The sequence below is a fragment of the Aeromonas dhakensis genome (assembly GCF_002285935.1).
Lineage (GTDB): Bacteria > Pseudomonadota > Gammaproteobacteria > Enterobacterales > Aeromonadaceae > Aeromonas > Aeromonas dhakensis.
The window spans coordinates 4,754,769-4,777,500 of sequence record NZ_CP023141.1 but is presented as its reverse complement, the minus strand read 5'-3'; the positions used below and the strand labels follow the sequence as shown (position 1 = coordinate 4,777,500).

20 protein-coding genes and 2 rRNA genes (1 of these 22 running past the window's edge) are annotated in these 22,732 nt (G+C 60.4%); 11 read left to right on the top strand and 11 right to left on the bottom strand.

Features of this window, described 5'->3' with window-relative positions:
- The 3 genes from CK627_RS22010 to CK627_RS22000 form a co-directional block, all read left to right on the top strand.
- Positions 1–2,081, top strand: a 23S ribosomal RNA gene (locus tag CK627_RS22010); it begins 808 nt to the left of the window's first position.
- An 83-nt stretch (positions 2,082–2,164) separates the two neighbouring features.
- Positions 2,165–2,279 (top strand): 5S ribosomal RNA (gene rrf, locus CK627_RS22005).
- A gap of 324 nt (positions 2,280–2,603) precedes the next feature.
- Positions 2,604–3,236, top strand: a complete 633-nt coding sequence (locus CK627_RS22000; protein ID WP_010636277.1) for a LysE family translocator — start codon at positions 2,604–2,606, stop codon at positions 3,234–3,236.
- Positions 3,237–3,318: 82 nt separating this feature from the next.
- On the opposite strand, the gene fis is transcribed toward CK627_RS22000, so the two are convergent.
- Both fis and dusB read right to left on the bottom strand, forming a co-directional pair.
- Positions 3,319–3,615 carry a DNA-binding transcriptional regulator Fis gene (gene fis / locus CK627_RS21995; RefSeq protein WP_005309538.1) on the bottom strand — a complete coding sequence of 99 codons (297 nt, stop codon included), beginning with the start codon at positions 3,613–3,615 and terminating at the stop codon, positions 3,319–3,321.
- 25 nt (positions 3,616–3,640) lie between these two features.
- The gene (gene dusB, locus CK627_RS21990) at positions 3,641–4,606 is read right to left on the bottom strand and encodes a tRNA dihydrouridine synthase DusB (RefSeq protein ID WP_005309541.1); all 966 of its coding nucleotides are present in this window, start codon (positions 4,604–4,606) and stop codon (positions 3,641–3,643) included.
- 337 nt (positions 4,607–4,943) lie between these two features.
- Here dusB and CK627_RS21985 point away from each other — a divergent pair, with 337 nt between their 5' ends.
- The 4 genes from CK627_RS21985 (at position 4,944) to CK627_RS21970 (ending at position 9,721) form a co-directional block, all read left to right on the top strand.
- A complete protein-coding gene (locus CK627_RS21985; RefSeq protein ID WP_095593389.1) occupies positions 4,944–6,302 on the top strand; it encodes a TolC family protein in 1,359 nt (452 codons plus the stop codon).
- 73 nt (positions 6,303–6,375) lie between these two features.
- Positions 6,376–7,380: an HlyD family secretion protein gene (locus CK627_RS21980; RefSeq protein WP_017783356.1), complete on the top strand. Its 1,005-nt coding sequence runs from the start codon at positions 6,376–6,378 to the stop codon at positions 7,378–7,380.
- The gene (locus tag CK627_RS21975; RefSeq protein ID WP_095593388.1) at positions 7,380–8,516 is read left to right on the top strand and encodes an ABC transporter permease; all 1,137 of its coding nucleotides are present in this window, start codon (positions 7,380–7,382) and stop codon (positions 8,514–8,516) included. The genes CK627_RS21980 and CK627_RS21975 overlap by 1 nt, the downstream gene beginning before the upstream one ends.
- Entirely contained in the window at positions 8,513–9,721 is a 1,209-nt protein-coding gene (locus CK627_RS21970; protein ID WP_095593387.1) for an ABC transporter permease, read from the top strand. Before CK627_RS21975 ends, CK627_RS21970 begins: the two co-directional genes overlap by 4 nt.
- A 59-nt stretch (positions 9,722–9,780) precedes the next feature.
- Here the strand turns inward: CK627_RS21970 and CK627_RS21965 are convergent, their stop codons facing one another.
- The 3 genes from CK627_RS21965 to CK627_RS21955 form a co-directional block, all read right to left on the bottom strand.
- Positions 9,781–10,416, bottom strand: a complete 636-nt coding sequence (locus CK627_RS21965; RefSeq protein WP_095593386.1) for an SDR family oxidoreductase — start codon at positions 10,414–10,416, stop codon at positions 9,781–9,783.
- Between the two features lie 125 nt (positions 10,417–10,541).
- Complete coding sequence (locus CK627_RS21960; RefSeq protein ID WP_095593556.1) at positions 10,542–11,396, bottom strand: DnaA ATPase domain-containing protein; 855 nt, start codon at positions 11,394–11,396, stop codon at positions 10,542–10,544.
- A 68-nt stretch (positions 11,397–11,464) separates the two neighbouring features.
- On the bottom strand, positions 11,465–12,142 hold the full coding sequence (locus CK627_RS21955) for a DnaT-like ssDNA-binding domain-containing protein (protein ID WP_095593385.1): 678 nt from the start codon (positions 12,140–12,142) through the stop codon (positions 11,465–11,467).
- A 355-nt stretch (positions 12,143–12,497) separates the two neighbouring features.
- On the opposite strand from CK627_RS21955, the gene CK627_RS21950 reads away from it, so the two are divergent.
- Positions 12,498–13,469, top strand: a complete 972-nt coding sequence (locus CK627_RS21950) for a response regulator (RefSeq protein ID WP_005309570.1) — start codon at positions 12,498–12,500, stop codon at positions 13,467–13,469.
- Positions 13,470–13,541: 72 nt separating this feature from the next.
- Here CK627_RS21950 and CK627_RS21945 read toward each other — a convergent pair whose 3' ends face one another.
- The 3 genes from CK627_RS21945 to CK627_RS21935 form a co-directional block, all read right to left on the bottom strand.
- Positions 13,542–14,939, bottom strand: a complete 1,398-nt coding sequence (locus CK627_RS21945) for a peptide MFS transporter (protein ID WP_026459194.1) — start codon at positions 14,937–14,939, stop codon at positions 13,542–13,544.
- Between the two features lie 213 nt (positions 14,940–15,152).
- Positions 15,153–16,064 carry a UTP--glucose-1-phosphate uridylyltransferase GalU gene (gene galU / locus CK627_RS21940; protein ID WP_095593384.1) on the bottom strand — a complete coding sequence of 304 codons (912 nt, stop codon included), beginning with the start codon at positions 16,062–16,064 and terminating at the stop codon, positions 15,153–15,155.
- A 95-nt stretch (positions 16,065–16,159) separates the two neighbouring features.
- On the bottom strand, positions 16,160–16,480 hold the full coding sequence (locus CK627_RS21935; protein WP_005309580.1) for a ComEA family DNA-binding protein: 321 nt from the start codon (positions 16,478–16,480) through the stop codon (positions 16,160–16,162).
- A gap of 166 nt (positions 16,481–16,646) precedes the next feature.
- On the opposite strand from CK627_RS21935, the gene cysQ reads away from it, so the two are divergent.
- Positions 16,647–17,417, top strand: a complete 771-nt coding sequence (gene cysQ / locus CK627_RS21930; protein WP_167385403.1) for a 3'(2'),5'-bisphosphate nucleotidase CysQ — start codon at positions 16,647–16,649, stop codon at positions 17,415–17,417.
- 77 nt (positions 17,418–17,494) lie between these two features.
- Here the strand turns inward: cysQ and CK627_RS21925 are convergent, their stop codons facing one another.
- The 3 genes from CK627_RS21925 to CK627_RS21915 all read right to left on the bottom strand — a co-directional run bounded on the left by CK627_RS21925 (position 17,495) and on the right by CK627_RS21915 (position 19,989).
- Positions 17,495–17,791 (bottom strand): YciI family protein, encoded by a 297-nt coding sequence (locus CK627_RS21925; protein WP_095593382.1) that lies wholly within the window; start codon positions 17,789–17,791, stop codon positions 17,495–17,497.
- Between the two features lie 24 nt (positions 17,792–17,815).
- Entirely contained in the window at positions 17,816–18,379 is a 564-nt protein-coding gene (locus CK627_RS21920) for a septation protein A (RefSeq protein WP_005309592.1), read from the bottom strand.
- Between the two features lie 104 nt (positions 18,380–18,483).
- Positions 18,484–19,989 (bottom strand): pyridoxal-dependent decarboxylase, encoded by a 1,506-nt coding sequence (locus tag CK627_RS21915; protein WP_010636288.1) that lies wholly within the window; start codon positions 19,987–19,989, stop codon positions 18,484–18,486.
- Between the two features lie 218 nt (positions 19,990–20,207).
- On the opposite strand from CK627_RS21915, the gene trhA reads away from it, so the two are divergent.
- The gene (gene trhA, locus CK627_RS21910; protein WP_010636289.1) at positions 20,208–20,843 is read left to right on the top strand and encodes a PAQR family membrane homeostasis protein TrhA; all 636 of its coding nucleotides are present in this window, start codon (positions 20,208–20,210) and stop codon (positions 20,841–20,843) included.
- 118 nt (positions 20,844–20,961) lie between these two features.
- On the top strand, positions 20,962–22,623 hold the full coding sequence (locus CK627_RS21905) for a putative transporter (protein WP_095593381.1): 1,662 nt from the start codon (positions 20,962–20,964) through the stop codon (positions 22,621–22,623).
- The last annotated feature ends 109 nt before the right edge of the window (positions 22,624–22,732 follow it).

Sequence of the window (22,732 nt, the reverse complement as noted above, 5' to 3'; positions counted from 1 at the left end):
AAGCTATTTAGGTAGCGCCTCGGACGAATACTACTGGGGGTAGAGCACTGTTTGGGCTAGGGGGTCATCCCGACTTACCAACCCCATGCAAACTCCGAATACCAGTAAGTAATATCCGGGAGACACACGGCGGGTGCTAACGTCCGTCGTGAAGAGGGAAACAACCCAGACCGCCGGCTAAGGTCCCAAAGTTCTGGTTAAGTGGGAAACGATGTGGGAAGGCTCAGACAGCTAGGATGTTGGCTTAGAAGCAGCCATCATTTAAAGAAAGCGTAATAGCTCACTAGTCGAGTCGGCCTGCGCGGAAGATGTAACGGGGCTCAAACCAGGCACCGAAGCCGCGGATTCACGCTAAGCGTGAGTGGTAGGGGAGCGTTCTGTAAGTCTGCGAAGGTGTGTCGAGAGGCATGCTGGAGATATCAGAAGTGCGAATGCTGACGTAAGTAACGATAAAGGGGGTGAAAAGCCTCCTCGCCGGAAGACCAAGGGTTCCTGTCCAACGTTAATCGGGGCAGGGTGAGTCGACCCCTAAGGTGAGGCCGAAAGGCGTAATCGATGGGAAGCAGGTTAATATTCCTGCACGACTTGTAATTGCGATGGGGGGACGGAGAAGGCTAGGTGGGCCAGGCGACGGTTGTCCTGGTGAAAGTGCGTAGGTGGTGTTTCTAGGCAAATCCGGAGACACAACACTGAGACACGAGACGAACGCACTACGGTGCGGAAGCCATTGATGCCCTGCTTCCAGGAAAAGCCTCTAAGCTTCAGATTACAAGTCATCGTACCCCAAACCGACACAGGTGGTCGGGTAGAGAATACCAAGGCGCTTGAGAGAACTCGGGTGAAGGAACTAGGCAAAATAGTACCGTAACTTCGGGAGAAGGTACGCTCTTGTTGGTGAAGTCCCTTGCGGATGGAGCTGACGGGAGTCGCAGTGACCAGATGGCTGGGACTGTTTATCAAAAACACAGCACTCTGCAAACACGAAAGTGGACGTATAGGGTGTGACACCTGCCCGGTGCCGGAAGGTTAATTGATGGGGTTAGCGCAAGCGAAGCTCTTGATCGAAGCCCCGGTAAACGGCGGCCGTAACTATAACGGTCCTAAGGTAGCGAAATTCCTTGTCGGGTAAGTTCCGACCTGCACGAATGGTGTAACCATGGCCATGCTGTCTCCACCCGAGACTCAGTGAAATCGAATTCGCCGTGAAGATGCGGTGTACCCGCGGCTAGACGGAAAGACCCCGTGAACCTTTACTACAGCTTGGCACTGAACATTGAACCTAAATGTGTAGGATAGGTGGGAGGCTTTGAAGGCGTGACGCCAGTTGCGCTGGAGCCGTCCTTGAAATACCACCCTTGTATGTTTGATGTTCTAACGCAGGGCCCTGAATCGGGCTCGCGGACAGTGCCTGGTGGGTAGTTTGACTGGGGCGGTCTCCTCCCAAAGAGTAACGGAGGAGCACGAAGGTTGGCTAATCCTGGTCGGACATCAGGAGGTTAGTGCAATGGCATAAGCCAGCTTAACTGCGAGACGGACAGGTCGAGCAGGTACGAAAGTAGGTCATAGTGATCCGGTGGTTCTGAATGGAAGGGCCATCGCTCAACGGATAAAAGGTACTCCGGGGATAACAGGCTGATACCGCCCAAGAGTTCATATCGACGGCGGTGTTTGGCACCTCGATGTCGGCTCATCACATCCTGGGGCTGAAGTCGGTCCCAAGGGTATGGCTGTTCGCCATTTAAAGTGGTACGCGAGCTGGGTTCAGAACGTCGTGAGACAGTTCGGTCCCTATCTGCCGTGGGCGTTGGATGATTGAAGGGAGTTGCTCCTAGTACGAGAGGACCGGAGTGAACGAACCTCTGGTGTTCGGGTTGTCACGCCAGTGGCACTGCCCGGTAGCTAAGTTCGGAATCGATAACCGCTGAAAGCATCTAAGCGGGAAGCGAGCCCTGAGATGAGTCATCCCTGACCCCTTGAGGGTCCTAAAGGGCCGTTGGAGACCACAACGTTGATAGGTGGGGTGTGTAAGCGCGGCGACGTGTTGAGCTAACCCATACTAATTACCCGTGAGGCTTAACCATACAACACCCAAGAAGTGTTCGAAGACTTGTAGCAGATACCGAGAACGAATAACTAAATCAGCTTTTTCAGATTGAAGATTTTGCCTGGCGGCAATAGCGCAGTGGAACCACCTGACCCCATGCCGAACTCAGAAGTGAAACGCTGTAGCGCCGATGGTAGTGTGGCATTCGCCATGCGAGAGTAGGACACTGCCAGGCACCCAATTGAAGAAGCCCGCTCATCTGAGCGGGCTTTTTTATTGCCTGAAATTAAGCCATGCCTGCACAATTTCCCGTGCTATTCCCCTTCTGCTTGCTCCGCAACGGGCAGTGCCATATTGATTCTGCATGATTCCATTCGAGCCCCTTCGAGACATCTCTCCAGCCCTAGGTCAGCATTTCTCCCCCTCCACTGCTAGCCAATTTCCTGATGGTGCAACAATATGGCCATTCTTTTTGTTGATGATCACTATTGCCCTGGCAGGGGATGACAAGGGCTGCGGGATCCTTAGACTATGAACTTCATCGACAAGGGAGCTGTGTATGTTGGGGATCCACGATCTGGCGTTGTTTATCCTGTCAGGCCTGCTGTTGAACATGATGCCGGGGCCCGACTCCCTGCTCATCATGCTGCGCAGCGGCTCCCAGGGCTGGCGGGCAGGCTCCATGGCGGCACTGGGGATAGGGACCGGCACCATGGTGCATGTGCTGGCTACTGCGTTGGGGTTGTCCGCTCTGCTGAGCGCCTCGGCCGAGCTGTTTGCCGTCATTAAGTTGATGGGGGCGCTTTATCTGGTCTATCTCGGCTTATCCATGTTCAGGCAAGGGGGAGGAGGCCGGGTATCGGCTAAAGAGGCTGTGTCCCTGCCTGTGCTCTCCTATGGCCGGATCTTCCGGCAAGGGTTACTGACCAATGTGCTCAACCCCAAGGTGGCCCTGTTCTTCCTTGCCTTTGTGCCCCAGTTCATCGCGCCAGATGCGCCGCAAAAAGCGCTGGCATTCATCGTGCTGGGCTGCATCTTCAATTTCAACGGCATGATCTGGTGCCATCTGCTGGCTTTCTCGACCGCCTATGCGAGCCGCAAGGTGAGGCTGCCTGCAAAGCTGAGTACCTGGCTTAACCGTGTGATGGGAGGCTTGTTCGTGGGGCTTGGCATCAAGCTGGCGGTGGAGTGAGAAGATAAACGTCGTCCATAGAAAAAGGCGTATCCCATCGCTGGGATACGCCTTCGTCTGCACTGCTGCAGGATGACTGAAATCAGTTCATGCCGTAGCGCTTGAGTTTCTTGCGCAGAGTACCGCGGTTGATCCCCATCATCACGGCAGCGCGAGTCTGGTTACCACGGGTGTACTGCATGATCACGTCCAGCATGGGAGCTTCGACTTCGGAGAGAACCATATCGTACAGATCAATCACTTCCTGACCGTTCAACTGGGCCAGGTAGTTACGCAGGGCCTGTTGCACAGAGTCACGCAGGGGGCGCTGGGTCGGCTCGGCAGCGTGATTGTGAGTAGTTGTTACCAATGCATCAGAAGTCAGGGTTTGTTCGAACATATTCGGTCGGCTCTTTAGTTATGCGTTAACCTAATCCATCGAAATACGCTTCGAGTGCCTCGAGTTGTGCGTCTGCACAATCCAGGGCATTGAAGTGCTTACGGAATTCTCGGCCCGTCTCTTCTTCATCGAGATACCAGCCCACATGTTTACGGGCAATGCGCGCTCCCAGATATGCACCATAAAACTGGTGCAGGTTGGTTACATGCTCGTTCATCAGGGTGCGAACCTCTTCCCTGTCGGGAGGTGGCAGCTTGGTGCCCGTCTCAAGAAAATGACGGATTTCCCGGAAAATCCAGGGTCGTCCTTGCGCAGCACGGCCGATCATCACGGCATCAACACCGGTATAGTCGAGGACATACCGGGCCTTCTCCGGGCTGTCTATGTCGCCATTGGCGACAACAGGAATCGATACGGCCTGCTTAATCGCCCTGATAGTGTCGTACTCCGCTTCGCCCTTGTAGAGACAGGCACGGGTACGACCATGCACGGCGAGGGCCGCGATACCGCAATCTTCGGCGATTCGGGCGATCTCCTCGCCATTGCGGTTATCCGGATCCCATCCTGTGCGGATCTTCAAGGTGACAGGCACGTCCACGGCGTCCACCACGGCCCGGCAGATGGATCTGACCAGGTCGGGTTGGCGCAACAGGGCAGAACCTGCCAGCTTCTTATTCACTTTTTTTGCCGGACATCCCATGTTGATGTCGACGATCTGAGCGCCCTGCTCCACGTTGTAGCGGGCGGCAAACGCCATCATCTCGGGGTCGGCTCCGGCAATCTGGACCGATCGCAAGCCCCCTTCAGCAGAGTGATCCATTCTCATCCGGGTTTTCTGGGTATCCCAGACATCCGGGTTGGCCAGCAGCATCTCGGAAACGGCCATGCCGGCACCCAGCCGCAAACAAAGTTCACGGAATGGTCGGTCTGTTACACCGGCCATGGGAGCCACGATCAGGGGAGTTTCAAGCGTGTGGGGACCTATCTGCATTCCACGGTTACCATCGGCTTAGGGCGGCGTATATTACGCATTTTTTAGTCAGGAGAAAAGGTTAGTATTTGAGCGTCAGCCATTTTTTTCTGAAAAAAACGTCGCGCCAAGGCTTGCAAAATCAGGAGTGCTTGAAAATCGGACAGATTGTCGAAGCGAAGCGGCGGGGCAATTGGATGAGGGGGACCATGATTTGCCTGTCCCCATCCCGGACGGGTTTGCGTTATGATAGCGAGCTTGTATCGAGCAAAGACTCCAAACAAATTCATTACAAACAGATTGGGGACGTATGACGGCAAGGTTCATCAAATCTCTCTACCCGTGTCTGCTTGGCGCCATGCTGGGCTCGGCCCAGGCCCAGACGGTCAGTTTCAGCGAAGCCTGGAGTCGGGTCATTCAACAGGATGACGGGCTGGCGGCGGAACAGGCCGGGGTGGAGCGGGCGCAACAGCTGCGCGAAGCCGCCAAGGCCATGTATCTGCCCAAGGTGGACGTGGGGGCCAGCTACACCCACCTCGATCAGCCGGTGGAGCTGGACATGATGGACCTCAACCCCATCGCCAGTCATCCTGAGTTCGGCAAGGTACTGGCGCCCATCATGCAGGCGCTCAAGCTGACGCCCAATGACTTCGTCACCCCCCTCACCAAGCAGAACGTGGTGACCAGCTCGGTCAAGATGCTGTGGCCGCTGTTCACCGGTGGCCGCATCGATGCGGCGCAGGACATTCGCCAGGCCCAGGTGAGCGAGGCGAAGCAGTTGCTGGTGCTCAAGCAGCAGTCCACCTTCGAGAGCCTCTCCCAGACCTATTTCGGGGTGGTGCTGGCGGCCCAGGTGGTGCAGACCAAGCAGGAGATCGAGCAGGGGCTGGCTCACCATCTGGAGCATGCCAAGAAGTTGGAAGCCCAGGGCCAGATCGCCCGGGTTGAGCGTCTCTCCGCCCAATCGGCCTATGACCGGGCCCGTATCGATACCCAGAAGGCGCGTCGCAGCCTGGAGATTGCCCAGCTGGCCCTTGGCCACATGCTCAAGCTCAAGCAGGCGGAGCCCGATACCCAGCTCTTCATCAATCCGCAGATGCCTGAACTCGCAGCCTTCGTGCAGGAGACGCTGGCGGTGCACCCCGGCCTCAAGTTGCTGACGGCCAAGAAGGAGCAGGCGCAAGGGATGATCAAGCTGGAGAAGGGCAAGTACGCCCCAGAGCTGTTCCTGTTCGGCAACTACAACCTCTATGAGGATGACTCGCTGGCCTCCAAGACTACCCCGGACTGGCTGGTCGGGGTGGGCGTCAGCATGCCGCTGGTGAGCCGTGACGGCCGCTCCGAGACGGTACAGGCGGCCAAGAGCGCCGAGCTGCAGGTCAATCTGCTGCAGGCCAAGACCCGCCAGGATCTGGAGTTGCTGGTCGAGAAGACCTGGCGCGAGGCGGCGCAGGGGCTGGAAGAGTTCCAGTCGCTCTCTTCCACCCAGGCGCTGGCCGAGGAGAACGTACTGCTGCGAGACAAGGCATTCGGGCAGGGGCTCTCCACTTCCCTCGATGTGGTGGATGCCCGCAACCAGCTGGCCGGGGTCAAGACCCAGCGCGCCGCTGCCGCTTATCAATACGTCATTTCGCTGGCCCGCCTGTTGGCCCTCTCCGGGCAGATGAACAGTTTCAACCAGTATCAACGCGGGCAGGCGATCGAGGTGAACTCATGATCGCGGCCTGCCTTGCTCCCATTTTCATGTCTGTTTCGACCGCCAAGGGTCGCCCGTTTGCCGAGGTGAATTCATGAGTCATCCCCCCATCAAGAAGAAGATGAGCCAGGGCAAGCCGCTGCTGCTGCCATTGGCGCTGGTGTTGCTGGTCATCTGGCTGGGCTGGCGTTTCTGGCTGGCCTATCAACCCGAGCCGGTGCGTCTGCAGGGGCAGATCGAGGCGCAGCAGTACTCCGTCTCCTCCAAGGTGGCGGGCCGCATCGAGGAGGTGCTGGTGAAGAAGGGGGATCAACTGGCCAAGGACCAGCTGGTGTTCACCCTGGCGAGCCCCGAGATTGAAGCCAAACTGAGCCAGGCCAAGGCGGGCCAGGCCGCGGCCGGTGCCATGGCCGAAGAGGCCGAGAAGGGGGCGCGCGCGCAGCAGATTGCCGCCGCCAAGGATCAGTGGCAAAAGGCCAAGGCGGCCGCCTTGCTGCGCGGCAAGACCTACGAGCGCATTGCCAGCCTGCACCGGGATGGCGTGATGCCGCTGCAAAAACGCGATGAGGCCTGGACGGCCTGGCAGGCGGCCAGGTACAGCGAAGGCATGGCCTGGCAACAGTATCAGATGACCCTGGAAGGGGCGCGGGAAGAGACCAAGATCGCGGCCCGCGAGCAGGCCAAGATGGCGGCAGGTTCGGTGGCTGAAGTGGAGGCCTACCTGGCCGACACCCGCATCAATAGCCCGCATGCGGGTGAAGTATCCCAGGTGCTGCTGCGCAGCGGCGAGCTGGCCCCGCAGGGCTTCCCGGTGGTGACCCTGCTCGACATGAGCGATGCCTGGGCCCAGTTCCACGTGCGCGAAGATCTGCTGCCCCGCTTCGCGCTGGGCACCGAGTTCGATGCTCGCATCCCCGGTCTTGGCGAGCAGACGGTGCGTTTCAAGGTGACCCATGTGGCCGTGATGGGGGATTTCGCCACCTGGCGTGCCACCGACACCCGTCAGGGCTTTGACATGAAGAGCTTCCAGGTGGAGGCGCGCCCGCTGCAACCGGTCGAGGGGCTGCGGGTCGGCATGAGCGTGCTGGTTGAGCTCTGATGGGACGCGAATGGCGGTTGTTGTGGCAGGATCCGTTCGGCCGGGCGCTGGCAAGCTGGCTGCCCCTGCTGCTGATGGGGATCCTCTGCTGGATCTTCTCTGCCGGGTTGGCGCGGGATCTCAAGGTCGGTCTGGTGGATCTGGATCAGAGCGTGCTGTCGCGCCAGCTGGCCTATTCGCTGGATGCCTCCGCCGGGCTCAAGGTCGCGCGACAGTTCGACTCCATCGCTGAAGGGGCCAATGCCCTGCGGGGAGGCGACATCTACGCCCTGGTCGTGCTGCCTGACCATCTCGAGCGGGATGCCAGGCAAGGCACCCAGCCGCGGGTCACCGTGTTCAACAACGGCCAGTTCATCCTGATCGCCAAGCTGGTCAACTCTGCGCTGGCCCAGGTGGTGGGAACCCTCAACGGCCAGGTCGGCGTGCTGACGGCGATGGCTGACGGCAAGGCGCTGCCCGGCGCGCTCGGCCAGGCGGTGCCCATCAACAGTCAGGTGACGGCGCTCTACAACCTCAATGCCAGTTACGCCCAGTTTCTGCTGAGCGCCATCCTGCCTGCGGTGTGGCAGATCCTGGTGGTGCTCTACGGACTCAATGCGCTGGCCCGCACCGACCGGCTGGGACTGGACTGGACCACCAAAGGGGTCTGGTTCGGGCTCTGGCGAACCCTGCTGCCCCACGTGCTGATCGGCTGGGGCTGGGGGCTGCTCTGGACGCTGTTGCTGTTCAAGGGCTTTGCCTATCCCATGCACGGCAGCTGGCTGATGCTGACGGTGGGGTTGGGGCTGGCCTCGGCCGCCTGCGTCAGCATGGGAGCCTTCTTCTACGCCGTCATCCGGGATCCAGCCCGGGCTCTGTCGCTGGCGGGGGCCTACACGGCGCCGGGGTTCGCCTTCATGGGGGTCACCTTTCCGGTCAGCGCCATGGGGGATTTCGCCCAGTTCTGGCGCAGCCTGCTGCCCATCTCTCACTATGTCGAGCTGCAGATCGGCCAGACCAACTACGGTCAACCGCTGGCGGCAGCGCTGCCGCAGTTCGGCGCCCTGCTGCTGTTTCTGTTTCCCCTGCTGCTGGTCGTGCGCCGCTACCGGGCACAGGGGAGCACGACCCAGTCACAAGAGGAGCTCAAGCCATGATGGGATTCCGGGATCTGCTGCGCCTCGAGCTGCGTACCCTGCTGGCGGACAGGGCCATCATGCTGACCCTGTTTGGTGGCGTCTTCTTCTACTCCTTCCTCTATCCGCAGCCCTATCTGCACCAGCTGCCGCGGGAAGAGGCGGTGGTGGTGGTCAACGAGGATGGTAGCCAGCTCTCCCGTCAGCTGGAGTTCATGGCCGATGCGACGCCGCAGGTAAAACTAGTAGCCCGGGCCAGCTCGCTGGATGAGGCTCGCCAGCGGATGATGGCCGGTGAGGCGAGCGGGATCCTGCACATCCCCAATCACTTCTATCGGGATCTGATGCTGGGCAAGAGCGTGACCCTGAGCTATGCCGGCGATGCTTCCTACTTCCTGGTTTACGGCACCATCGCCGAGGGGCTGGCCCAGGCGGGCGGCACCCTGGCCGCCCAGGTCAAGGTGGCCAGGCTGCTGAGTCACGGCGAGGCGCTGCCGCAGGCGGCCATGGGTTGGAATGCGGTGGCCCTCAACGTACTGCCGGTGTTCAATCCGACCATGGGCTATGTGAACTACGTGGTGCCGGCGGTGTTCGTGCTGATCCTGCATCAGGTGCTGCTGATGGGCACCGGCATCCTGGGGGCGACCCAGAACCAGCGCAGCCAGCGCGGCGAGTCAGGCTATTGGCAGGATGCGCCCGTCCTGCCACTGCTGCTGGCCCGTACTCTGGTGGTGGGGGGGCTGTTCGTGCTGCCGGTGAGCTACTTCTTCGGCTTCTGCTTCGATCACTACGATATCGCGCGCACCGCCGAGCCGGCCACACTCTGGCTGTTCACCCTGCCGTTCCTGCTGGCCACGACCTGGTTTGGCGTCGCGCTGGGGGCCCTCTTTACCCGGCGCGATCTGCCGACCCAGGTGGTGCTTGTCTCCTCCCTGCCGCTGGTCTTTCTGGCCGGCTTCATCTGGCCGCTGGAACTCATTCCGGCGCCGCTCAACTGGCTGGCCCAGTGGGTGCCGAGCACTCCGGCCATCGAGGGTTTTTTGCGTCTCAACCAGATGGGGGCCGAGTTTGCTCAGGTCTCCCACTACTGGTGGCAGTTGTGGGGGCTGGCGCTGCTGTATGGCGCCCTGGCGTGTCTGCTGCTGGGCTGGCGTCAATCCCAGAGGCGAAAGGTTCGCCCGGCCGCTCTGGCGCGGGATGCTGTGAGCGAGCCCTCCTCCGGTTAGGTGTTCCCCGAAAGCAAAACGGTCAGCCCCAGGGCTGACCGTTTTGCTATGGCGGTGGCTCATGCCCGGCTGAGGCTTGGGTCGCCGATGGCGTAGATCTGGCCTGCTGTCGCCTCGTCGGTCAGCAGACGCAGCCCGCAGGCGGCGACGTCGGCCCGGCGCACCAGACCGTGCATCTCCTTGCCCTGACTCAGCACCGCCTTGCCGGTCGTCTCCCCATCCTGCAGGCCGGCCGGGCGCAGTATGGTCCACGCCAGCGTGCTGGTCTGCAGCCAGATCTCCGCCAGACTCTTGAGCCGCACCTCGTAGCCGAAGGCGGTCCGTGCCCGCTCGGGCAGATATTGCCAGCTGTCGCCACAACCGAGGGAGGTGACCAGCAGCAGGCGCTTGAGTCCGGCCCGCTCCATCTCGTCGATCACTTGGCGGTTGCCAAGATAGTCGACGGGCTCGGCCTGGCGAAAACTGCCGAGGGTAGAGACCACGTGGGCATCGCGACCCGCGTGCCGGCAGGCGGCTGCTACCGCCTGCGGGTCCAGGGCATCGCCGCTGACGACGTCAACGCCCAGTGATTGCAGCTCGGCGGCCATGTCGGCATGGCGCACCAGTGCGACGACCCTGTGGCCAAGTTGCAGCGCTTGCTCGGTGAAGGCGCGGCCCAGCCCGCGGCTGGCTCCGAAGATGAGTGTGGTTGGCATGGTGCGGCTCCCTTGAGTGAAAGGGCTAGCCTAGAGGGCGGAAGAGATGTTGTAAATGAGAGTTGTTTTTATTTGCCTGACAGGAGAGAAAACGGTGAGCCGAGGGAAGCCCGGCTCACGCAGCATCAGCCGTTGTAATGGCCGATATTGGGACGACGGCTGGGGCCGCTCAGGTGGATATCCACCGGGTTGAACGCCTTGATCGCTTCGAAGCTGAAGTCGCCGATGGCCTGATGCAGGCTCTGGGGGTTGTGGTTGGTGATGAGGATGACGCTTTTTGAGAGGTTGCGGCGACGGCGCAGCAGGTGGCCGAGGAAGCTGGACTGGCTCTCCGCCATCTTGGCGCGATTGGCCGCGACCTCATCGATGATCAGCAGGTCAACCTCTTCCAGGGCGCGCCGGTACTGGTTGCGCTCCTCCTGATCCTGGATGACGTTGAAGAACAGCCGATCAACGATGGAGGCCCACTGCTGGAAGATCACCGACTTCTGGTGGCGTTCGATCAGCTCGTGCGCCACCGCGCCGGCCAGGGTCGACTTGCCGGTGCCGTAGTCGCCATAGATCAGCATGCAGCCACCGCCGCTCTTCTCCCAGTGTTCGAAACCGCTGATGAAGTAGCGGGCCGTCTCGATGGGGTATTGCAGCGCGGGGTCGCCGGCATCCATGCGCTCGAATATCCAGTCCGGGTTGAGGTCGGCTTGGGCGATCAGTTTCTGGATCCGCTCCTGCCGCGCCACCTTCTGCAGTTCGCGCACCTCGGCGTTGGCCTTGGCGTCGTACTCCTTGCGCAGGGTCTCATAGTCGTACTGGCTGCCACCGGTCTGGGCCTGCAGGCGGCGAATGCGCTCGAGCAGGCCACTGACGTGGCGGCTTAATTCGGGGTCGTGCATCCGTTGCTCCTGCTTGGCCTTGGCGATCTTCCGGCGTTTGGCCTCGATCTCTTCCAGCTCCTGGCGCAGGGGATCGTGCGGATCAGTCATGGAGTGCTCCTTCTGCTCGGTCTGGGTGGGGACTGGGGTCTGATTTTGCCTGCTGGCAGGGGCCTTCTTCAATCATTATCCGGATCCTGGCGCTGCGCGGCCAGCCGCTTGGCCTCTTCGATCATCTCCTGCGCCCGCTTGCTCGGGCCCGCCTCCACCGGCTCCGGGGTGACTTGCTGATAGCCGGTTACGCTCATCGGCTGACGGCGGGCGTAACGGCGGGTCTTGAGGGCGCGAATGAACTTGAGCATCCACTGATGCTGGGAGTCGAACACCTCGGGCCGCCCCAGCCAGTAGGCGATGAACTCGCCGAGATCCTCTTCGCTGTAGCTGGCATCGATCACACCGCACAGGCGGGCGAGGGCGGACAACTCTTCATCCGGGCGCCACTGCAGGTGCATCTGGAAGGGGCGCTCCGGCAGGGGGCTGCGCACCCGCTGGGTCAGCAGCGGCAACTGGAACGGACACTGATGGTAGTGCTCACTCTCGGTCTGGCTCTCGACCTGCAGCAGGCCGGCCTCCATCAGCTCGTCAAACAGTTCGGTCAGCTGGCGGGCATTGACCTGAAAGGAGAAGCCGCTGGGATCGCCCGGATCGACCACTGCCAGCGCCCGCCCAAGCTCCGGGTAGTTGAGCCTGGCCAGCTGATTTTCCAGCACCAGCCGACGCAACTGCAGGGTATAGAGGCTGCGGGCAGGGTGGGACAATCTGGGGTGGGCGAGAGCGCTGTATTCGGCTGGGGTCATGGCATGCTTCATCGACGAAATTGAGGGGCATTATCCCCCATGGCGGAGCTGCATACAATTGATGGTGGCTGGGGTGAGATGCTGCAGGGCGGGGGCGCAGCCGATCTCTGCCCGCGCGCGTCAGGGGAGTGGTTGTCTCTCGTATGCTCCCCTTGCTGGGCGAAGCGATGCCCGCAGGGCAAGGCGGGTTTTCGAGCAACCTCATTACCTGCTTTATTTCAAACAGTTGACGGTCTAAATAGCTATCTGGCATAGCTTTAATGGAGATTATTCTATCATCCGATTGGTCAGTGCAGTCGGTTATGGTCTAGGCTTGAAGCTAAATAACTGGTTGACTAATAAGAGCTTTATCAAGATGTCAAAAGCCGGATTACGGATCCTGGTGGTGGAAGACGAGGTCGTTTTTCGCCACTCCTTGGTAAATTATCTCGAGCACGATGGCGCCTGCGTCTTCCAGGCTGAAGACGGTATCGAAGGTCTCTCCGCCGCCGCGCTTTACCACCCCGATGTTGTCTTGTGTGACCTGAACATGCCCAACATGGATGGCCATGAGGTCATCGCCTGTCTCTCTGCCCGCTATCCTCATACCCCTGTCATCGTCATCTCGGCCCAGAGCAAGATGGAGGCGGTCGAACGGGCGCTGCGTGCCGGCGCCCGCGACTTTCTGCTCAAGCCCATCTCGGACTTCGGTCAGGTGCGCCGCAGCATAGAGCAGTGTCTGGCGGCCAACCACGGTTATGGGCAGCAGCTGGAGTTGATGGATCACATGGATTTTTTCCGCGAGCACGACAAGGCGGCGACCCGGTTGCTGGCCTGGTTGAAGCCACCCGGTCTGCAGGAGTGGGGCCCCTGGCAGGTGACCTTCAAGGGGATGGGCAACCTGTTCATTCCCGATACCTTCAAGGTGGATGACAAGCTGCTGGTGCTGGTGATGGAGCTGCCGGTGCTCGGGGTGGATGCGGCGTTTTGCGGAGCCCTGGTGCGCTCCCTGATGAACGGGCCCTATCGCCAGTTTCAGCGCGGCGAGAGCCTGTTGCTGACTCAACCCCATCGGCTGCTCGATTATCTCAATCTGCAGCTGATCGAATCCGGCTTGCGCCACTCGTTTGCCATGGCCGCACTGCTGTTTGATCAGGAGGACGGGCTGGTCTTTGCCAATGCCGGGCTGACCTCGCCCCACTGGCTGGTGCGCTCCGGGGGGCTGCCGCTCGGTCTGCTGCGCACCAGCCACTACGCCTTGCACAGGCGCAGCTGGCATGAGCCGTTTGACCTGCAGTTTCGCAGCGACAGTGGCAGTGCCCTGCATGTGCAGGTTCGACATCATTGAGGCCTTGTCAGACGGCCACAAACAAAGAGGGCGCCCGTGGGCGCCCTCTTTGTTGCTGACAATCTTGACCGCTTAGACGGCGGCAGATTGCAGCTTCTTGTCGTGTTCCTGCGGCTCTTTGGCCGGGCCTTCGGCGCCGTGCATCCAGTAGACCAGGCGGTTGGCCATGGTCAGCAGGATCAGGGCGCTAATGACGGCTGCCAGCGCGATGCCACCGAAGATGGCCATGGCGCCGGACTCGCCGACGAAGGAGCCGATGAAGCCGGCAGCATAGTTGGCGAGAGCCACGAAGCCGAACCAGGCACCCATCATCAGGGAGGCCAGACGCAGCGGAGCCAGTTTGGTCACCATGGAGAGGCCGATCGGGGAGAGGCAGAGCTCGCCCAGAGTGTGGAACAGGTAGGCGCCGACCAGCCAGAACATGGAGGTCTTGACGGCCTGATCACCACCTTGCTCCAGCACGGCACCGATCATGAACAGGAAGCCGATGGCCAGGAACAGCAGACCCATGGCGAACTTCACCGGGGAGTTCGGCTCTTTCTTGCCGAGCTTGATCCAGATGGCGGCCACGATGGGGGCCAGCGTGATGATGAAGAAGGGGTTCAGGGACTGGAACCAGGCGGTCGGGACTTCGAAGCTACCGATCATGCGGTCGGTATACTCCTGTGCGTACAGGTTCATCAGACCGCCAGCCTGCTCGAAGCCGGCCCAGAAGATGATGGTGAACAGACCCAGCACCAGGATGACCTTGATGCGATCCACTTCCTGCTTGGTCAGTGGAGCCTTCTGCTCTTTGGAACGCTGCTCGGCGGCGCGCTGGGCGGCCGGCACGCGGCCGATATCACCGAGGAAACGCTGGGCCATGGTGGCTTGCACCACCAGGGAGAGCAGCATGCCGATACCGGCGCTGACGAAGGCGGCTTGCCAGCCGTAGGCGGTGGCGGCTGCGCCACAGATCACGCCGGCCAGCAGGGAACCCAGGTTGATGCCCATGTAGAAGATGGTGAAGGCACCGTCGCGACGGTGGTCACCTTCCTGATACAGATCACCCACCATGGTGGAGATGTTCGGTTTGAACAGACCGTTACCCACGATCAGCAAGCCAAGACCTGAATAGAACACGGTGTTGACCATGTCCGGGAACATGGCGTGGGGCAGGGCCAGCGTGAACTGGCCGGCGGCCATCAAGACGGCACCGAACAGGATGGCGCGACGCTGACCCAGGAAGGTATCAGCCAACCAGCCGCCGATGATCGGGGTGATGTAGACCAGACCGGTATAGATGCCGTACAGCTTGAGGGCATCGGCCTGAGTCCAGCCCATCCCGCCGTTGGCAGTCATGTCAGTCAGATAGAGCACGAGCACGGCACGCATGCCGTAGTAGGAGAATCTCTCCCACAGTTCGGTACTAAAGAGCAAAAAAAGCCCTTTAGGGTGACCTAAAAAGGTCCCTTTGGACGGATTATTCATTGGAACTTCCACCTGTGTCTTATATTTTTTTAGAAATTTTATGCAAGGGCTAGGAACAAGCCTTAATCCTTATAGAACAAGCGTGATTAAATTACAATATTATGATTTAGCGATATTTTATCTATCAATGGTTGAATATTTGTTTATAAAATGAAAAAGGGCATCGAATGATGCCCAGTATAATATTCTTTCGTTTGGTCAAATATTCAGCGATTACAGCTGCTTGGCAAACTGCTTCAGCCAATTGATAAATTCGCCGTTCAGCTCCGGATGGCGCGCGGCATATTCCACGTTGGCTTTCATGTAACCCAGCTTGCTGCCGCAGTCGTGGCTGCGCCCTTTCATGAAGTAGGCGTTGACCTGCTCCTGCTCCATCAGCATGGCGATGGCGTCGGTCAGCTGGATCTCGTCACCGGCACCGGCGGGGGTGCGTTCCAGCAGCGGCCAGATGTTGGAAGAGAGCACGTAACGGCCGACCACCGCCAGATTGGAGGGGGCTTCATCGCGAGGCGGCTTCTCGACAATGGCCTGCATTGGCAGGGACATGCCCTCGCTCAGCACCTCACCTTTGATGTCGGCGATACCGTATTTGTCCACTTCGCTCTCGGGGACGGCTTCCACCATGATCTGGCTGATGTGGTTCTCTTCGAACATGTGCACCATCTCGGCCAGATTGTCCTGCTTGAGATCGCTGGCCACCTCGTCGATCAGCACGTCCGGCAGCAGCACCGCAAACGGGTTGTCGCCGATCAGCGGGCGGGCGCAGAGTACCGCGTGACCCAGCCCTTTGGCTTCACCCTGACGCACGTGCATGATGGTGACGTCTTTCGGGCAGATGTGTTGCACCTCTTCCAGCAGCTGACGCTTGACCCGTTTTTCCAGGGTGGCTTCCAGCTCGAAGCTCTTGTCGAAGTGGTTTTCGATGGAGTTCTTGCTCGAGTGGGTAACCAGGATGATCTCTTTGATGCCGGCCGCGATAGCCTCGCGCACCACATACTGGATCAGTGGCTTGTCGACGACGGGCAGCATCTCCTTGGGGATGGCCTTGGTGGCGGGGAGCATGCGGGTACCCAGGCCGGCGACGGGGAGAACAGCCTTGCGGACCACAAGAGGATTATTTTTCATGGATCAGTTCCAAAGGATACAAAGTGGGCCCATGATACCCGAAGAAAAATAGGGCAGCCACAGGCTGCCCCCAGAATGGAAGTGGTGGAAACCGGTTACTTGACGATAATCATGTCCCGATTTGCTTCCAGCGTGGCCGGCCCGATACCGCTGACATCGGCAAGCTGGTCAACAGTGGTGAACTTGCCCTGTTTCTCGCGATAATCGACGATGGCCTGTGCCTTCTTCTCGCCGATGCCCTTGAGTGCAGTCAACTCGTTGATACTGGCGGTATTCAGGTTCACCTTGCCACTCTCCTTGGCGGTGGCAACCGTGGTGGCCGGTTTGGCGGCGGGCTTGTCGGCGGCCAGCAGGGGCTGGCTGAGCAGCGGCAGGCAGCTCAGCAGCAAGGTGGCGGTCAGGGTCTTGTAGTTCATGGCGTCACGTCCTTGTGTTGTGGGTTTCGCTATTGAGGATTAGTCGAGTCGCGCCACTTTGGGTCTGTCATATCTGACACTGTATAAGTCAGAGCTAACGGCTATAAGCCTCCTCTATCCAAAATGGGTACACTGCTCCAACCATTTGACCAGGATGTCTTTTTCCATGTTTTTTCCCGCAATCTCCGAGCTGGAGCCCATCGCCCGTGCCGCCGGTGAGGTCATCATGGCCATCTACAGTCAGCCCTTTGCGGTGGAGTACAAGGGGGACGAGAGTCCGCTGACTGCCGCCGACAAGGGGGCACACGAGCTGATTGTCGCGGCGCTGGCCCGGCTCACCCCCGACATTCCCGTGCTGTCGGAAGAGTCCTCCCCCGAGGTGATGGCGGCGCGACTCGGCTGGTCCCGCTATTGGCTGGTGGATCCGCTCGATGGCACCAAGGAGTTCATCTCCCGCAACGGCGAGTTCACCGTCAATATCGCGCTGATCGAGCATGGCCAGCCACTGTGGGGTCTGGTCTATGCCCCCGTGCTGGACAGGCTCTGGTATGGTGGCAAGGGGGTGGGGGCCTCGCGCATTGCCGATGGCAAGCATGAGGCTATCCAGACCCGACCTCATCAGGAAGGCACACCCTGGCGCGTGGTGGGCAGCCGCAATCACCTGTCACAGGAGACCCTCGATTACCTGGCGCGCTTTGGTGACATGGAGCGGGGCGAGATAGAGCTGGTCTCCATGGGCAGTTCGCTCAAGTTCTGCATCATCGCCGAGGGGGGCGCCGAACTCTATCCGCGCCTCGCACCGACCTGCGAGTGGGATACGGGGGCGGCGCAGGCGATACTGGAAGGGGCGGGCGGCAGTGTCACCCAGCTCGATGGCTCGCCGCTGCGCTACAACAAGCCCGAGATCCTCAACCCCTGGTTCGTGGCCAAGGCATAACGGGACGGTGGAATGCAAAAAGGCCGGACGGGAGTGAGTCTCCAGTCCGGCCTTTTTATTTCTCTACTGCCCTTGGGTCAGAAGACCTTCTTGAACGGCTTGATGGTCACCTTGGCGTAGACACCGGCCGCCACATAGGGGTCGGCATCGGCCCAAGCCTTGGCATCCGCCTGGCTGGCGAACTCGGCGATGACGGTGCTGCCGGTAAAGCCGGCATCGGCCGGATCCTCGGCATCGATGGCCGGGTTGGGGCCGGCGGTGAGCAGCCGTCCCTCATCCTGCAGCGCCTGTAGCCTGGCCAGATGGGCCGGGCGCGCCAGCTTGCGCAGCGGCAGGCTGCCCTGAACATCTTCGGAGTAGATGAGATACCACATGAGAGGATCCTTTTCTGATGGCGGTTATTTTTTCAGTTCGTCTTCTTGCTTGGTCAGCTGCTCGGCAGGCAGGTGGCGGTAGAGATAGACACCGCTCAGCAGGGTGAACACCAAGGTCATGCCAAGCAGACCGAACACCTTGAAGTTGACCCACACCTCCTGTGGCAGGTTGAAGGCCACATAGAGGTTGAGCAGGCCGCAGACGGTGAAGAAGCCGACCCAACCGAGATTGACCCGATCCCAGACGGGATCCGGCGCCTGCAGCTCCTTGCCCAGCATCTGCTTGATGAGGTTCTTGCCAAAGCCGTAGCGGCTAATGAGCAGGCCCAGCGCGAACAGTACGTTGATGACGGTCACTTTCCATTTGATGAAGGTGTCGTCGTGGAAGATGACTGTCAGGCCGCCAAAGAAGCCGACTAGCAGGAAGGTGAACAGCTGCATCTTCTCGACCTTGCGATAGCGAACCCAGCTGTAGGCGAGCTGCAGACCGGTCACCACCACCAGGGCGCCGGTGGCCATGTAGATGTCGTAGAACTTGTAGACCGCAAAGAAAACGATAAGGGGAATAAATTCAATAAATTGCTTCATGTCTGGCTCGTCGCCCTCAAGAGTGGAACGCAAAATTTCATCCAGTGTACCTGCCCGATGGGCAACGGCAAATGAATAAGACCGCTCATTCGCCAGCCAGTTCCTCAGCCAAATAGCTGCCCTGCGATCTCATCGCCCAACCGTTTCTGATCTGCCAGCAGATCGCGAATATGACGCTCTTCGATGAGGGGGTTGAGCAGCACGGCCCGCAGCAGGGTGAGCGGTTGGGCACCGTAGCGACCCACGGCCCGCTGGGTGCGGGAGACAAAACTGTGTCCCTCGGCGCGTTGGGCTTTTTGCAGCGCGACGTTGAAGGCATTGACCTGTTCATTGGCGGCTTCGTCCAGCACCTTGCCCTGCAGATGAGGGGGGATGCAGCGATAGGAGAGCAGGTTCATCACCGGGGCCGACATCAGCTCGAAGGCCGGATCCTGGTCGATGAGGCTGGCCATCAGGCGGGCCCGGTCGTAGTTGGCCTCGATGAGCTCGGCATAGCCCTGCTGGCCGAACAGCTGGAAGGCGGCATCCAGATAGAGGGCGTTGGCCGGGCGGGTTCCCTCCAGGGTGAAGCGCCCCTGATCAAAAGAGCTGGCGCGGATGGCGTAGGGGGCCTCCCGCTTGACTGCCATCATCAGGTCCGGCTGGCGGCAGAGCAGCATGCCGGTACCGAGCGGTACCAGCAGTTGCTTGTGGCCATCCAGGGTGACGGTGTCGGCGTGCTCGATCCCCGCCAGCAGCCCCTGATAACGGGGAGAAAAGAGGGTCGGGCCACCCCAGGCGGCATCCACGTGGAAGTGGATCTGCTCGCGAGCGGCGATGGCTGCCAGCTCAGGCAGCGGATCGATGGAGCCGAAATCGGTGCTGCCGGCCACACCGACCAGGGCCAACACCTTGAGTTTCTGCTCCTTGCACTGGGCCAGCGCCTGCTCCAGCGCGGCCAGACTGAGCCGGTTATGCTGGTCGGTCTCGAGGCGCCAGACGCTGCGCGCCCCCAACCCCAGCAGATCCATCCCCTTGTCGAAGGAGTAGTGCATCAGCCGCGAGCCCAGGATGACGGCGCCGCGATACCCCTGCTCGTAGAGGGCGAACAGGTTGTCGCCGCAGGCGCGGTTGCGGGCCAGCCAGAGGGCGGTGACGTTGGCGATGGTGCCACCGCTGGTCATGACGCCGAGCGCCGCATCCTTGGCATGCATATGGGTGCCGTAAAAGGGCTCGTCGGCGCGATAGACGAGGCGGTGCAGCTTGGCCAGCACCTCCCGCTCCAGAAAGCTGAGCAGACGGGAGGACTCCATCTTCATCGGGTTCTGGTTGAGCATCACCACCAGACGGGAGAGCTCGGCGGTGAAGGCCGGCAATGGTGCCGTCATATGGCCCATGTAGCGTGGCGAGGTCAGGTGGGAGGCGCCGGGCACCAGGGTTGCCAGCCTGGTCAGGTAGTCCGCCATGGCGAGCCCCGCTTCCGGCATGCCCGATTGTTCAAGCTGGTGGGTGAACTGGTCGCGCTGATAGGGAGCCTGACTGTCATCCGAGTGGTGGAAGGTCTCCAGCAGATCCGTCATGGCCTGGCCAAAGGCCGGATCCGGTTGTGCAAACAGCTCAGTCAACTTCATCAGGTTCTCCAGACCGGGTTGCCGGGGAGTCGGGGGTGAACAAGGGGCGGCAACAGCTAAGTGGGCATCGGCCGCAGAGCATACACCAAAGGTTAACGGCTGACAGCCATGTGCGCGGTGGGGAAACATCGCAAATGGGGACGGCTCATCTTTAAGCTAACACTTGTACTCTGAAATGACGGCAGCTAGAGTGAGCGCAGTTTGGGCAGGAGTATGCAATGAGCAGTGTGACGGATTATTCGCCCCGCGAGGAGCTGGCCAACCGCCTCAGCCACGGGCTGGGGCTGGTGCTGGGGATCCTGGGGTTGGTGTTGTTGTTGAACAAGGGCTGGGCGCAGGGCACCCAGGCACTGATCAGTTATAGCCTCTATGGTGGCAGCCTGGTGCTGCTCTATCTGGCCTCGACCCTCTATCACAGCATGGCGGAGGGGCCGGCCAGGCGCTGGTGCAAGGTGTTTGATCACTGTGCCATCTATCTGCTGATCGCCGGTACCTATACCCCTTTTCTGCTGGTGGCGCTCGACACGCCGCTGGCACAGGGGCTGATGGTGGTGATCTGGGGGCTGGCGCTGGCAGGGGTGGTGTTCAAGCTGCTGTTCATCAACCGCTTCAAGAAGCTGTCGCTGTTTACCTACCTGATGCTGGGCTGGCTGTCGCTGCTGGTGGTCTATCAGCTTTATATCCATCTGGAGGGGGAAGGCTTGCTGCTGCTCGGGCTGGGTGGTCTCATCTACAGCCTGGGGGTGATCTTCTATGTGGCCAAACGTATCCCCTACAACCATGCCATCTGGCATCTGTTCGTGCTGGGGGGCAGTGTTTGTCACTTTATGGCCATTTATGGTTACGTCGCATAACTAGCCCTTAATTGGTATTTTTTGCCGCGCAAAAGGATAAATTCGTGCGGTATCACACAGTTGACCGCGGCGTTTGCTGACAAGCTAGGGACAGTTCAATTCGCAAAGGATGCACGAAATGAGTGATATCGCGCTTTCCATCAGCATGTTGTCGCTGGTGGCAGTGCTGGGGCTCTGGCTGGGGAACTGGCGAGTCTATGGCGTTGGTCTCGGGATCGGAGGGGTGCTGTTCGGCGGCATCATAGTGGGCCACTTCGCCGGCCTCTCGGGGCTGGCGCTGGATGAGCAGACCCTGCACTTCATTCAGGAGTTCGGCCTGATCCTGTTTGTCTACACCATAGGCATTCAGGTCGGTCCCGGCTTCTTCTCCTCCCTGCGCAGCTCCGGCCTCAAGCTCAACGGGTTTGCCGCCCTGCTGGTACTGCTCGGCTGCGCCGTGGCGGCAGCCCTGCATCAGCTGTTTGACGTGCCGCTGCCGGTGATCCTGGGGGTCTTCTCCGGCGCCGTGACCAACACCCCTTCCCTCGGTGCCGGTCAGCAGATCCTGGCTGAGCTGGGGGCCGCCCCCGGCTCCACCGGCCTGATGGGGATGGGCTATGCGGTCGCCTATCCGTTTGGCATCTGCGGCATCTTGTTGACCATGTGGCTGATCCGCATGTTCTTTCGCATCAAGATCGACGAAGAAGCCTCCCAGTTTGAACAACAGGCCGGCAAGACCAAGGAGAGTCTGCAGACCATCAACATCGCGGTGCGCAACCCCAACATCCACGGTCTGATGCTGAACGAGATCCCGAGTCTCGACGAAGCCGATGTCATCTGTTCGCGCCTCAAGCGCGGCGAGGAGCTGATGGTGCCCAAGCCTGAATCGCGCATCGAGCTGGGCGACCTGCTGCATCTGGTGGGTGAGCGACACGCCCTGCGCAAGGTACTGCTGGTGCTGGGGGAGGAGGTGGAGACCTCGCTCTCCACCCGCGGCACCGACTTGCGGGTCGAGCGGGTGGTGGTGACCAACGAGCAGGTGCTCGGCAAGAAGATCCGCGATCTCGACATCAAGCAGAAGTACGACGTGGTGATCTCGCGCCTCAACCGGGCCGGCATCGAGCTGGTGCCGACCAGCCAGACCAGCCTGCAGTTCGGTGACATTCTCAACCTGGTAGGGCGACTCGACGCCATCGAGGCGGTCACCAATGTGGTGGGCAACGTGCAGCAGAAACTGCAGCAGGTGCAGATGCTGCCGGTGTTTATCGGCATCGGTCTCGGCGTGTTGCTCGGCTCCATCCCCTTCTACCTGCCGGGCTTCCCGGCCGCGCTCAAGCTGGGCCTGGCGGGCGGGCCCCTGGTGGTGGCGCTGATCCTGTCGCGCATCGGCAGCATCGGCAAGCTCTACTGGTTCATGCCCCCCAGTGCCAACCTGGCGCTGCGGGAGATCGGCATAGTGCTGTTTCTGGCGGTGGTGGGCTTCAAGTCTGGCGCCGGCTTCATCGATACCCTGATCAACGGTGACGGCCCGGCCTGGATGATGTACGGGGTGGCGATCACCTTGATCCCGCTGCTGGTGGTCGGGGTGCTGGCCCGTCTGTACGGCAAGATGAACTACCTCACCCTGTGCGGTCTGCTGGCCGGCTCCATGACGGATCCTCCCGCCCTGGCGTTTGCCAACGGCATGCATCCCACCAGTGGTGCCAGCGCGCTCTCGTACGCGACCGTCTATCCGCTGGTGATGTTTCTGCGGATCATCTCGCCCCAGTTGCTAGCCATCCTGCTGTGGGCCGGCAGCTGAATATGACCCCGAATGGGAGCACTGGAGGTGCTCCCTTCATATTTTTGCAACACATTGATCATCTTGATTTTATTTTTTATTCCCACCGCTATTGACCCTTCTGTTTAAC